This is a genomic window from Psychromonas marina (assembly GCF_030161115.1).
Classification (GTDB): Bacteria; Pseudomonadota; Gammaproteobacteria; order Enterobacterales; family Psychromonadaceae; genus Psychromonas; species Psychromonas marina.
On the sequence record NZ_BSPQ01000005.1, the window covers coordinates 71,263 to 84,742 of the forward strand.

At 39.4% G+C, this 13,480-nt stretch carries 13 protein-coding genes; 9 read left to right on the forward strand and 4 right to left on the reverse strand.

Annotation, left to right across the window (positions count from 1 at the left end; all coding sequences use genetic code 11):
• The first annotated feature begins 124 nt into the window (after positions 1–124).
• The 8 genes from aroK to QQK09_RS08920 all read left to right on the forward strand — a co-directional run bounded on the left by aroK (position 125) and on the right by QQK09_RS08920 (position 8,103).
• On the forward strand, positions 125–640 hold the full coding sequence (gene aroK, locus QQK09_RS08885) for a shikimate kinase AroK (RefSeq protein WP_284203777.1): 516 nt from the start codon (positions 125–127) through the stop codon (positions 638–640).
• Positions 640–1,710, forward strand: a complete 1,071-nt coding sequence (aroB, locus tag QQK09_RS08890) for a 3-dehydroquinate synthase (RefSeq protein ID WP_284203778.1) — start codon at positions 640–642, stop codon at positions 1,708–1,710. Before aroK ends, aroB begins: the two co-directional genes overlap by 1 nt.
• 4 nt (positions 1,711–1,714) lie before the next feature.
• Entirely contained in the window at positions 1,715–3,325 is a 1,611-nt protein-coding gene (locus QQK09_RS08895; RefSeq protein WP_284203779.1) for an AAA family ATPase, read from the forward strand.
• A complete protein-coding gene (locus QQK09_RS08900; protein ID WP_284203780.1) occupies positions 3,315–4,142 on the forward strand; it encodes a Dam family site-specific DNA-(adenine-N6)-methyltransferase in 828 nt (275 codons plus the stop codon). Before QQK09_RS08895 ends, QQK09_RS08900 begins: the two co-directional genes overlap by 11 nt.
• A gap of 57 nt (positions 4,143–4,199) precedes the next feature.
• On the forward strand, positions 4,200–4,868 hold the full coding sequence (gene rpe, locus QQK09_RS08905) for a ribulose-phosphate 3-epimerase (protein WP_284203781.1): 669 nt from the start codon (positions 4,200–4,202) through the stop codon (positions 4,866–4,868).
• A complete protein-coding gene (locus QQK09_RS08910) occupies positions 4,868–5,530 on the forward strand; it encodes a phosphoglycolate phosphatase (protein ID WP_284203782.1) in 663 nt (220 codons plus the stop codon). The genes rpe and QQK09_RS08910 overlap by 1 nt, the downstream gene beginning before the upstream one ends.
• Positions 5,531–5,549: 19 nt before the next feature.
• Positions 5,550–6,551, forward strand: coding sequence for a tryptophan--tRNA ligase (gene trpS, locus QQK09_RS08915; RefSeq protein ID WP_284203783.1), 1,002 nt, complete (start codon positions 5,550–5,552; stop codon positions 6,549–6,551).
• A 229-nt stretch (positions 6,552–6,780) separates the two neighbouring features.
• Positions 6,781–8,103, forward strand: coding sequence for a hypothetical protein (locus QQK09_RS08920; RefSeq protein ID WP_284203784.1), 1,323 nt, complete (start codon positions 6,781–6,783; stop codon positions 8,101–8,103).
• Positions 8,104–8,171: 68 nt separating this feature from the next.
• On the opposite strand, the gene QQK09_RS08925 is transcribed toward QQK09_RS08920, so the two are convergent.
• The 4 genes from QQK09_RS08925 to QQK09_RS08940 form a co-directional block, all read right to left on the reverse strand.
• Entirely contained in the window at positions 8,172–8,510 is a 339-nt protein-coding gene (locus tag QQK09_RS08925) for a hypothetical protein (protein ID WP_284203785.1), read from the reverse strand.
• Between the two features lie 24 nt (positions 8,511–8,534).
• Positions 8,535–9,182 (reverse strand): hypothetical protein, encoded by a 648-nt coding sequence (locus QQK09_RS08930; protein ID WP_284203786.1) that lies wholly within the window; start codon positions 9,180–9,182, stop codon positions 8,535–8,537.
• A gap of 72 nt (positions 9,183–9,254) precedes the next feature.
• Positions 9,255–9,938, reverse strand: a complete 684-nt coding sequence (locus QQK09_RS08935; protein WP_284203787.1) for a PspA/IM30 family protein — start codon at positions 9,936–9,938, stop codon at positions 9,255–9,257.
• A 10-nt stretch (positions 9,939–9,948) separates the two neighbouring features.
• Entirely contained in the window at positions 9,949–10,362 is a 414-nt protein-coding gene (locus tag QQK09_RS08940; protein ID WP_284203788.1) for a YjfI family protein, read from the reverse strand.
• Between the two features lie 215 nt (positions 10,363–10,577).
• On the opposite strand from QQK09_RS08940, the gene glnE reads away from it, so the two are divergent.
• Positions 10,578–13,418 (forward strand): bifunctional [glutamate--ammonia ligase]-adenylyl-L-tyrosine phosphorylase/[glutamate--ammonia-ligase] adenylyltransferase, encoded by a 2,841-nt coding sequence (glnE, locus tag QQK09_RS08945; protein ID WP_284203789.1) that lies wholly within the window; start codon positions 10,578–10,580, stop codon positions 13,416–13,418.
• Positions 13,419–13,480: the final 62 nt, after the last annotated feature.

The following is a 13,480-nucleotide window of genomic DNA, read 5'->3' on the forward strand; positions in this document are numbered from 1 at the left end:
TTTTACCTGTCCGTAATATGACTTGCAATCAGTTATCAACAATTGCGATAATACGCAGCATTTCTTTTTTTAAGGGAATTTCTAATATCCATTACAATAACTAATCACTGAGTAAAAAACCAACATGGCAGAACAACGTAATATTTTCTTAATTGGCCCTATGGGGGCTGGTAAAAGCACAATCGGACGTCACTTAGCACAAATGTTACATCTTAATTTTCATGATTCTGACGCTGAAATTGAGAAAAAAACTGGTGCAGATATCGCTTGGATCTTTGATGTAGAAGGTGAAGAGGGTTTCCGAAATCGTGAATCAGATATGATTGATGAGTTATCGCAGAAGCATGGCATCGTTTTAGCAACAGGTGGCGGTGCTGTAGTGCGTCCTGAAAACCGAGCTTACCTTTCTGCTCGTGGCATTGTCGTTTACCTAAAAACGAGTGTTGATAAACAATTAGCACGTACTTTAAAAGACAAACGTCGTCCCTTGTTACAAACAGAAGATCCTCGTGAAGTTTTAGAAGCGCTAGCAGAAACGCGCAACCTACTTTACGATGAAGCAGCTGATTATACGATTGAAACTGATGAACAAAGTGCGAAGGTTGTTGCTAGTCAAATAATTACATTACTGGATTTTTAATGGATAAACTAACGGTTGATTTAGGCTCTCGTAGCTACCCCATCTCTATTGGCGAAAATTTATTGTCTCAGAGCGACCTTTTTGCAAGTGCTATCACTGGCAAAAAGGTAATGATTGTTACTAATGATATCGTTGCGCCATTATACCTAGAAACATGTAAAAAAAGTTTACAACAATACACTATTGATGAAGTGATTTTACCCGACGGTGAACAACACAAAACATTAGCAACGTTTGAAACTATCCTTAGTGCATTGCTTGAGGGAAAACATGCTCGCGACACGACTATTATTGCATTAGGTGGCGGAGTAATTGGTGACATGGCAGGATTTGCAGCTTCTTGTTACCAGCGTGGTGTGCCATTTATTCAAGTACCGACTACCGTATTATCACAGGTTGATTCCTCAGTAGGTGGAAAAACAGCAGTTAATCATCCTTTAGGCAAAAATATGATTGGTGCGTTCTATCAGCCACAATCGGTTATTATTGATATCAATTGCCTTAAAACATTACCTGAGCGCGAGTTTGCAGCAGGTATGGCCGAAGTTATTAAATATGGCATTATTTACGACGGCGAGTTTTTTGCTTGGCTGGAAAATAATGTAGATCAAATTAAAGCATTACAACCTGATGCGATCATTTACATGATTAAACGGTGCTGTGAAGTTAAAGCGGAAGTGGTTGCTCAAGATGAAAAAGAGCACGGTATTCGCGCATTACTTAATCTGGGGCATACATTCGGGCATGCGATTGAAGCCGAGCAAGGTTACGGCAATTGGCTGCATGGTGAAGCGGTGGCTGCTGGTATGGTGCTTGCTGCTGAAACTTCATTTATTCTTGGTTTACTTGATGGTGAAGAAGTTGAGCAGGTTATCAACTTGATTGAGGCGTTCAACCTTCCGATTAATGCGCCTGAAACGATGCAATATGAACACTTTGCTAATCATATGCAATTAGATAAGAAAGTGTTAAATGGACAATTGCGTTTAATTCTACCGACTTCAATCGGTAGTAGTGAAATCTATGCTGATGTCAGTGAAGTTGTGCTTCGTAGTGTAATCGAACAATAAAGGTATGGTCGAACGTACTTTAATCTCTTTTCCTTCTCAGTTGCAGTTGATAGAACGTTTGCAGCACCTACTTTATTTATCATCTTCGATGGTATTTATTTCGGGCGAGAAGGGTTGTGGTAAAAGTACCTTAATAGAGCAGCTGTCTAATCAGCTTCCGCCTAAAACGCAACAAGCCTTCATTACTCTTATTGAACCGGTTAGCGCAGCACAAATTCGTTTACAAATCATCTCACAGCTATTTGAACAACCCTTATTTGACGCTGATGATCGTATTTACAACAGCTTTTTATTATTGAAAGGCAACCAACCTTCAGATATTGCACGTGTTGTTGTTATTGATAATGCAGACCTTTTACCAGAGCAAATCGTTAACGAATTAGCCGAGGTTATTAACAAAAAATCGTTATTAAGCGACAATGAAGTTAACTTCATTTTACTGGGGGAGCCAGTAAAAAATAATCAAATGGTTGCTTTAATTAAGCAATCTTCTGGTCATCAAGGCGTTGCAGCACTGTCATTTAAGTTGCCACCACTTACTGCAAGTGAAGCTCAACAGTTGTTAAAGCATAGTCTTGATCAAGTCAGTTATCTCCCCAAAATTCAACATCAGGATGCGCTTGTAAAACAGTTAGCGCATTGTCAGGGTATTCCCGCAAAAATATTGCTCTTAGCGACTGACATTAGCACTGGCAAAGTAGATGATGATAACGTCTCTTGGTTAAAAACGAAATTTCCCGCTATATTCTTAATGCTTTTTTTAGTTGTGATTGCCAGTGGGTTGGCTTTCTACCTTTATCCGCAGTTTATAAAGACACCGGTGGAAATTGATACGATTGTTGAAACAGAAACGGTTTTACTAGATGAAATTGCATCGATAGATGTGATTGTTACAGAAGAAACCTCTACTGAAGCCTTAGCTGGAAATTGGTCTAAAGCTACGCAAGTTCTCGCTGACAATCAGCTGAGTGTTGGAGAAGCTGATACTGAAGCGCGTGTGATTATTACAGAGTTACATTTAACTGAAATATCCCAATCAGGCAGTATCTCAACCATTAATGATAATCGCCATGTGCCTACTATTATTAAGGAGCAGAAAGTCATTACAACACAGAGTGCTGTAATGCTGGAAAATGACACGTTAGATGGCGCAGAAACATCTATAAATGATGCAACTGAAAATGAGGCATCAATTGATGGTGAAGATGTAGTCTTAGCAGTTGAGTTTGATACTGTAGAAAAGCAAGAAAATAGTGACCCTGAGGTTATCGAGCAAAAAACAAATATAGAGCCTGAAGGTGATACTTTATTCACACCTACAGAGCTATTGTTGGCGATTAATCCAAATCAATATACACTGCAGCTCGGAGCCCTTGGCTCAAAAAAATCACTGCAAGCATTTATGGAAAACTATCAGCTTCCACAAAAAGATGTTTATCTTTATCAAACGATACGTAACGGAAAAGAGTTGTTTATGGTTATTTATGGTCAGTTTGATAGCCGTGAGATTGCTATTCAAGAGGCGGGTAAACGACCTAATACACTAAATAAATTAGATAGTTGGGCTAAAAAATATGCCTTGGTACATCAGGATCTACAGTTAAATGAGCAATAAAAAACATCGTGCTTTCCTAAAATGGGCAGGCGGAAAATTTTCACTGACCGAGCAAATTAATCGTCGTCTACCTGAGGGTAAACGGCTTATTGAACCTTTTGCTGGTGCTTGCTCTGTCTTTTTGAACAGCGATTTTGATGAATACCTGCTTAATGATATTAATGCAGATTTAATCGCTATGTATAACATCATCAAACGTAAACCTAAGCAGTTTATCATCGATGCTAAACATTACTTTCAGCCTCAATATAATGATGAAAAAAACTATTATAAAATTCGAGCTGAGTTTAACCAATGTACGGATCCTTATCAGCGCTCCCTGCTATTTTTATACATGAACCGTCACGGTTACAATGGTCTATGCCGTTATAACCAGAGTGGTGGTTTTAACGTACCTTTTGGGCGTTATAAAAAGCCTTATTTCCCAGAGAAAGAGTTGCTCTATTTTGCTGAAAAAGCAAAGAAGGCGACCTTTGTTTGTAAGCCTTATCAAAAACTATTCCAATACCTTCGTGATGACGATGTATTGTATTGTGATCCTCCTTACGTTCCCCTGAGTAAAAGTGCTTCTTTTACCGGTTATGCAAAAGAGGGCTTTAGTTTGGATGATCAAGCTAATTTAGCGCGCCTTGCTCGTGAATCTAAATGCGCAGTTCTACTAAGCAATCATGATACAACACTAACACAAGAGCTTTATCGTGATGCTAGCTGCGATAAAATACAGGTGTCGCGCACAATTAGTAGTAATGCCGAAAGTAGAGAGCCTGTTGGTGAGATATTTGCCTTATTTAGCGCAATTGAAGCTAATAAAAAATAGTTTGTTGTGATTTGCTTCGGTAGAATACTGATCACATTCTGCAACAGGTAAAAAACCATGACTGACTATTTAATCGCCCCTTCAATCCTTTCTGCCGATTTCGCACGTTTAGGTGATGATGTAAAAAAAGTACTTGATGACGGTGCTGATGTTGTTCATTTTGATGTAATGGATAACCATTATGTGCCTAACTTAACAATTGGTCCGATGGTGTGTAAAGCGCTACGTGATTTCGGTATTACTGCGCCAATTGATGTACACCTAATGGTTGAACCTGTTGATACAATGATTGTAGATTTTGCACAAGCGGGTGCATCTATCATCACTTTCCACCCTGATGCTTCAAAGCATGTTGATCGCTCTTTACAGCTTATCAAAGATCACGGTTGTAAAGCGGGTCTGGTATTAAACCCAGCAAGCTCTCTTGAAGAATTAACACATGTAATGGATAAACTTGACGTTATCTTGTTAATGTCTGTTAATCCAGGTTTTGGTGGTCAATCATTCATCCCTCATACACTTGAAAAACTTCGCCAAGTTAGAAAATTAATTGATGCGAGCGGCCGTGATATTCGTCTGCAAGTTGATGGTGGCGTTAAAGTCGATAACATTAAAGAGATCGCTGAAGCGGGCGCCGATATGTTTGTGGCTGGCTCTGCAATCTTTAACCAGCCTGATTACAAAGCGGTCATCGATGAAATGCGTATAGAGTTAGCGAAAGTATAATGACTAAGATAGAAAATATTAAACTGATCTGCTTTGATCTTGATGGCACCTTAGTTGATAGCGTGCCAGATCTACGATTGGCGCTGAATGCAATGATGGATGAGTTCGCGCTTCCTCATTGCCAAGATGAACAGATTAAGACATGGGTAGGGAATGGCTTACCTAAACTCGTTGAGCGTGCTCTGCTTTATGTTGGTAACCAACAAGTTGAACAGCAAACCGCGTTAAGCTGTTTCGAAAAGCATTACCAACATTTCCTAAATAGCGCTTCTGGCCTATATCCGAAGGTTGCTGAGACACTGCGAGCTTTAAAAAATAAAGGTTATCAGACGGCATTAGTGACAAATAAAGCTGAGCAGTTCTTACCTGACTTATTAAGCCACTTTAATATTAGTGATTGCTTCGATTTAGTGATTGGTGGCGATACTCTTGCTAGAAATAAACCTGATCCGATGCAAGTCGATTTTGCATTAGCACATTTTAACGTAGCAAAAACAGAAGCTGTGATGGTCGGTGATTCTAAGAATGATATCTTAGCCGGACAAAACGCAGGCTTATTAAGCATTGCATTAACCTATGGTTATAATTACGGTGAGCCTGTTTCGCTGCTAAACCCAGATCATATTATTGACCAATTCAACGAATTATTAGTGCTGTTGTAAGCACTAAAAAGGAATTAAAATGACTAAACCAATTGTATTAAGCGGATGCCAACCGTCAGGCGCATTGACTATCGGTAATTACATGGGGGCATTGCGCCAATGGGTTACCATGCAAGAAACCAGTGATTGCCTTTTTATGTTGGTCGACTTACACGCGATCACTGTGCGTCAAGACCCTAAAGCCTTACGTGCTGCTATCTATGATGGCTTAGCAATGTACCAAGCGGTAGGCATTGACCCGAAAAAAAGTACCATGTTTATTCAATCGCAAGTGCCTGAACATGCAGAGCTTTCTTGGATATTAAACTGCCATACGCAAATGGGTGAACTTAACCGTATGACCCAGTTTAAAGATAAATCACAAAAAAATGTGACTAATATTAATGCCGGTTTATATAGCTACCCAGTGTTAATGGCTGCAGATATTTTGTTATATGGTCCTAAACATGTGCCAGTAGGCAGTGATCAGAAGCAACATTTAGAGCTAGCACGTGATATTGCAACGCGCTTTAACAATGCTTACGGAAATACCTTTGTTGTACCTGAACCGGCTATTCCTGAGCATGGCGCACGTGTAATGAGCCTGCAAGAGCCAACTAAAAAGATGTCTAAGTCTGACGATAACGAAAAAAACTTTATCGGCCTGCTAGAAGATCCTAAAAAGATTGCGAAGAAAATTAAAGCAGCTGCGACCGATTCAGATGAGCAAGCGCGTATCTATTTTGATACTGCTGAAAAGCCTGGTGTTTCTAACTTACTAACACTGCTTTCATGCTCAACAGGTACGCCAATTGAGAGTCTAATTCCACAATACGAAGACAAAATGTATGGTCATCTGAAAGTGGATACAGCGGACGCTGTTGTGAGCTTATTAGAACCAATTCAAGCGCGTTATAAAGAGCTACGTGCTGATGAAAGTGCATTACAAGCAATTGCACGAGTAGGCGCTGAAAAAGCACGTGAACGTGCAGCTACAACACTTGCAACGGTTTATGATAGAGTTGGTTTCTTGCCAAAATAAAGTATCATTATTATCTTTTAAAAAAAGACTAGCTTTGCTAGTCTTTTTTTTTCTGTGTTTTTTCAAAGCGTAACCTTCTGCAAATAATGGTTTTTATTCTTGTTTATCTAAATATTCGTGTGTTCCTCTTCATTATGTGATATTAAATTATCATCAAAAAAATATTTGAATTATAATCCCGAAATCTTATTAAATTTTTTATCGATCGCTTTCATAAAAGGAATTATTTATGCAATTGCACCGCTCTATGCTTGCTCTATTAATGGCATCATCTCTTATCGCTTGTGGTGGTGGGAATCTTGAAGGAGGGACAACACCATCAGAAGATGTCCCAGCAGAAACCCCTGATGTACCTGTAGAAAATCCCGATGAAATTGTTGAAGAGGTAACGGGGGACGCTGCTTATTTCTCTTACGAGGGCGTATCATCCGATTGGATAACAATAAAAGGGGTTGGTGCTGAAGGAACCGATGAGGTTGCTACGGTATCCTTTAAAATATTAGATGCTAATCGTGTTGGAATTTCTGGCGAAGTGGTGACATTTGAATTAATTAATCCGCCAGCTGGTGTCGTGTTGGCACTTGAGTCTGCAACTTCTGATGAAGATGGAGTGGTTAGTACGCTTATTAAGTCTGGCTATGCCGCAGGCTCCGTTACCGTAAAGACAACGCTTGTGAGTGATACTGATATTTATAAAACATCCAATAAATTAAATATCTCAACTGGGTACCCTGATCAGGATAGTGTTACTTTGACGGTTGATAATTTCTCACCTGAAGGTCTTAACACTGTAGAGCAAGTTGGAGTGACTATATATTTAGGAGGCGGGGAAGATAATACTGCTGTTCCTGATGGTACCACTGTCAATTTTAGTACGGACTCTGGGCGCATAACCGATGCAGATGGAATTAGCGGCGCTTGTACTACAGTTGGTAGTGAATGCACAATGGTGTGGAAATCTACTAAACCTCACACTGATACTTATCGAGCGACAATTAAAGCAGAAGCTGATGGTGAGGAAAGCTTTACTGATAGTAATGAGGATGGTTTATATACCGAAGGAGAGGATTATGTCGACACTAATGGAGATGGTAAATATACTGGCATGTTATGCTTTGAAGATACAGACTACTGTACGCGTTCGTTGATTACTGTCTTTGCTAGCACTAAAGTTACAATATCAGGCAGCGATTTAGCGTGTGATTTTACAGATACAATGGGTACGCCGATTAATCAAATTGACCTTACAACTACAACAGGCAGTGATTCAGTTACATTTAATGTGTCAGTATATGATGAAAATAATAATGTTCCACCAAGCACGACTTCTATCTCTTCTGATATTGGGAATGGCGAGCTTGATGGGAGTAAAACTAGCTGGACGGTTCCTAACATTTCAAGTAACAACTTTAACTTTGACGTTACCTTAATGCGTGAAACAGATCCAAATGATGTTGTAAATGGGAAGGCTAGGTTTGACATTACTTCGCCTAATGGTACATATTCTCCTTGCTCCATTGTTGTTATAGATGATCCTGCACCTGAAGAATAGATTCTATTCAGACAATAAAAAAGGAGCGTAAGCTCCTTTTTTATTGTCTGATTATTAATAACTAAAAACTAACCTTTATGAAACTCACTCTCTTGCGCAAACTTGGTTAGTTCTTCAATTACCTGCTTTTTGATCTCTAATTGTTCATTAGCGGGGAGGTCATAACGCTGGCTTAATAATTGGTAATCTTCACTGCTTAGGCTAACCGTCAAGCGCGGACGTTTCGGCTTTTTATGGGTTGGCAGGTCTAATAGGTGACGGATCTGCTCAGAAGGGCTAACGCCTTTATCAAGGGCACTTCGACGGATGCTATATTGTAATTGGCTATCCATATCAAAGGCAATCTGTACCGCTTTTACTACCTTGGCAGATTGTTGCCATTTTTCAGGTAATTTACCGTGTGGCATTATTACTCTCCTGTGCGTTAGTTATTATTCATCTTTGGCCCATAGCTCTGCTATTTCATTTGCAGGTCTTAGGAATGAAAGGTACACATCTGTATCACCATTTTCAAATATAAATATATCTATAAAACGTGTTTCTTGGCCGCCTTGCAGTGAGTAGTACTCAAACTCTTGACCATGTTTATCTTCATTATATTGAGGAGGCGCCGTATTACGGTAATCAGCACGATGGAAATAACCGGTACTCATAAAATCTTGTTGAATGTATTGATCGGCAATCATGTCTGCGTAACTGTGATTTTTTGTTAGCGGTGTTAAACGTGCGTGCCCGGGTTGCTCAAAAATTTCAGAAAAAGCGTCCATATCAAACAGTGCTTCCACATCATTACGCGCTAATAACAAACTAAACTTAACGAGCTTTTGCGGATTATTTGGAAAGCTAATGTACACCATCTGTGAACCGCTGCCCTGAGCAACAATCTGCGCATAATGTTCATGTTTAAATTCAAGCGTATTAACATCTGTCACTTGTAATTGCTCTTTACGCATTGCTTGTGGCAGTGCAAAACTATCACCAAATTTGAAGATATCTTTTACTTGTAATTCAGAAGCATTATTTAATACGCGTGTTGGAACCGGTTGTTTTTTAGCAAATAGAGACTTAAAAAAACTCATCGATTACTCCTTTTTAAAATGCAAAAAACACGATCTCTAAGATAGAAGATCGTGTTGTTATTGCGATTTAAATTATTTCGCTTTTAAGCGATCTAAAATCGATTGCGCACTTGATTGTTGTGCGCCGATACCAGCATCTTGTAGCTTCGCTTTTAATGAACTATCACCATTTTCTGACTCTAGTTGCTCAGCAGCTTTTAATTTATCATCGAAGTTCGCTTGTTTTTTCTTAATGCGCTCTAATGAATCTTTTGCACTTAATAACTTCGAGTTGCTTGCGCTGAAGTTATCTGTGATTGCTGATGTTGCTTTCTGTACGCTATCAGTCGTCTTTACCATGCTTAATTGACGTTTATAATCAGTTAATTGGCGTTCGCTCTTTTTAATTAGCTCTTTTAAACGATCAGCACTTTTTAGGTAGCTTTCATTGGCTTGCTGTTGATCCGCTGCATTTGTTTCAAGCTCACCAATTTTCTCAGCAACTTCAATTGCTAACGCTTCATTATTTTGCTCTAGCGCTTGCATTGCATAACCTTCATGCTCTTTGATGCTGGTCTGTAATTGTGCTAATTCACGTGCTGCTTGCATCTGTTTAGCCATTACATCTGTTAAATCACGCTTAGCAATAGTGATATGTTTTTCGCTATCACGAATCTCTTGCTCAAAAATACGCGTTGAATTTGCATCTACAATTGCTTCGCCGGCTTCATTTGCTCCGCCACGAACGGCAGTAATAATTTTTTTAAATATACTCATCATCTATTCCTTACTTTAAATAAGTGTCCATTTCAGTGATCACTTCTAAGCTATTATCGCTTAACGTTACAATTTCTAATTCAATATCTTCAAGACTTGAGTTGATCGATAGTGCACCAAAAACGACATATTTATCTTCAACTTTAGCAAATGCAGAAAGTGGCATTGGGATATTCATCTCCAACATTGCTTCCATCATATTGGCTTTTAAGTCTGCCTTTACTTCATCCTCACCCCATAAGTAAGCGATACATAAAATTTGGTTATCGCTAATTGATAGGAAAATAGGGATCTCTTCACGACCCAAAATCTCAACCTGTAAAACATCAATATCACCATCTATTGGTGTACAGTCAAAATCAAAGCCAGTCTCTGTTGCATCTTTTAACTGGTTTAAGTGGGTCGCTATTTTATGAATATTCATAATGCTCCTTAGAGTAAAGACATTTAATGTCTTCGTTGAAAACTAATTTAGTCCGCTTGGCATTATATGTCAAGCGATTGGCTACTATTATTTCATCTACAGCAATAATATTGCGGACAACAGGCTATTTTTCAATGTTTAAAAGCATTTATTACTGATCATCTTTCACACAACTGTTAAGTTAAGCAATTAATTTCCATTATTAGGTTACTGCCATGTCTCTACTTACCGATTGTGCCGCTCATCATCTTCAAGCCCTTAGCGAAAGAGTTGATCTTTCATTTTGTAATGAAGCACAGTTATCAGAGTTAAAGCAGGTATTAGGGCTAAGTGATTTTATTGCAGAGTCATTAATTAAGCAGCCAGAGTTACTCTCAGAGCTATTAAGTGGTGGTCTGTTAACCCTTCCTGAACGTACTCAGTTGTTGCAAGAAGAACTACGAGCTTGCTTGGCAGTAACCGCTGATGAGATTCAGCTACAGAAAGTATTACGCCTATTTAGACGCAAACATATGGTTATTATTGCTTGGCGTGAGCTGCTGCTAAAAGCTGACTTAAGTGAAAGCTTTAAACATATCTCCTTCCTTGCTGATGAGTTAATTTCCCAAGCGATGAACTGGTTATATGAAAAACAATGCACAGAACAAGGCACTCCTTATAGTAAAGAGGGAGTTCAGCAATCCTTGTACATTTTTGCGATGGGGAAACTCGGTGGTAGAGAGTTAAACTTCTCTTCGGATATCGATCTTATCTTCACTTATCCAGAGCATGGTGAAACCCGAGGTGGTCGTCGTGTTTTTGATAACCAGCCATTTTTTACTAAATTAGGGCAGCGTTTAATTGCTGCATTGCATCAAATTACAGAGGATGGTTTTGTTTATCGTGTTGATATGCGCCTTCGCCCCTTTGGTGATTCAGGGCCATTAGTGACTAGCTTTGCGTCTATCGAAGATTATTATCAAACCCATGGTCGTGAATGGGAGCGCTATGCGATGGTTAAAGCACGTGTTATTGGTGCTGAAGGTGATTATAAAAAAGAGTTAGAAGCGATGTTGCGCCCTTTTGTTTATCGCCGTTATATCGACTTTAGTGCGATTGACTCATTACGTAAAATGAAAGCGATGATCAGTGCAGAGGTTCGCCGTAAAGGGTTAAAAGATAATATTAAGTTAGGCACGGGTGGTATTCGAGAAATTGAATTTGTTGCGCAAGCTTTTCAATTAATTCATGGTGGTAGAGCGCCTACGTTGCAGTGTAAAGGGTTGCAACAAACCTTTAAAGTGATTGCCGAGCTTGATGTGTTGCCTGCTGAACGTGTGCAGTGTTTATTAAACAGCTACCATTTTTTACGTCGTGTTGAGAATATATTACAACAAATAGGCGATCAGCAGACGCAAACCCTGCCCAGTAATGAGTTAGATAAATATCGTTTATTAACGGTAATGCAATTTAGCGACTGGGATAGTTTTTACCAAGCTTTAAATGAAGTGATGAAAAATGTTCATGATGAATTTAATTGGGTTATTGGTGAAGATGAAACGGATAAACAGTCGGATCAAGCGTTAAGTGAGTTATGGGCTCTAGAGTTAACCGCGCAGGAAACGATTGAGTTATTAATGGAGAAGGGCGTTGTAGAGCCCCTTGCGAGTGAATTAACGATAATACTGCTCAACTTGAAAGATGATATGAGTAAACGGCCAATCGGGCCCCGTGGTCAAGAAACCATGGCGAAGCTATTACCAAAAATAGTAGAAAAAATATCTGCTTATAAAAATCCCGCCGCTTTAATGAAGCGTATTGCAGAGCTGTTGCTGCAGATTATGCGCCGTACCGCGTATTTAGAACTATTAAATGAAAATGATGGCGCACTTAATCAGTTATTAAAATTGTGTCATGCAAGTCAGCGAGTTAGCTCTCAGCTAGGCCGTCACCCTATTTTATTGGATGAATTACTGGATCCACAGCATCTCTATCACCCAACAGAACTGGGTAATTATAAGCGTGATCTACGCCAATTTATGCTGCGTGTGCCTGAAGAAGATATGGAACAGCAGATGGAAGCGTTACGCCAATTTAAGCAGATGCAATTTTTACATGTTGCAGCGGCTGATATTGTTGGGGCGATTGAGCTGCCTAAGGTGAGTGATCACTTAACTTATCTAAGCGAAGCGTTAATGGATTTTGTGGTGCACATTGCATGGACTCAGATGGTTGAAAAATTTGGCACGCCAAGCAATGTCGTTGGTACAGATCGTAAAGGTTTTGCAGTGATCGGTTACGGTAAAATGGGGGGCTTTGAGCTTGGTTATGGATCTGATTTAGACGTGGTTTTCTTGCATGACAGTGATATTAGTGGGCAAACCAATGGGCGTCGTGCGATTGATAATCAACTTTTTTATTTCCGCTTAGGGCAGCGCATTATTCATCTGTTTAGTGCGCGTACCAATTCAGGTATTTTGTATGAGATAGATATGCGTTTGCGTCCTTCTGGGGATTCAGGTCCATTGGTTGCGAGTATGGCGGGTTATGAAAAATACTTACGCAACGATGCCTGGACGTGGGAACATCAAGCTTTGGTTCGCTCCCGTGTGGTTTTTTCAGATGAAATAATGTTAAGTCAGTTTAATCAAATCAGAGTTGCACTATTATCACTGCCGAGAGATGTATCGTCATTAGCTAAAGATGTACGTGATATGCGTAAAAAAATGCGTGACCATCTTTTACATACGCAAGAGGGGCAATTTGACCTTAAGCAATCTGAAGGTGGAATGGTTGATATTGAATTTATTGCCCAATTTTTGGTACTAGCTAATGCGGCCAAAGTAGAACAATCATTATGTAAGTGGTCGGATAACCTGCGTATTTTTGAAACCTGTAAAGACCTTCAACTATTAACGGATAAACAGGCTGTCGCATTAACTGAAGCCTATTGTGCTATTCGAGATATGGGGCATCGTTTAACGCTTAACAAAGAAACGCGTATTTTGGACGAAACAGATTTTGAGCAGGCACGTCATGCGGTGATTGAAATCTGGCAGCAGTTTTTAGGTAAATAAGTCGCATAGGTACAGATACACAGTTGCAGGGTGTATTTGTACCTAGCCATTTTATCGCGTAA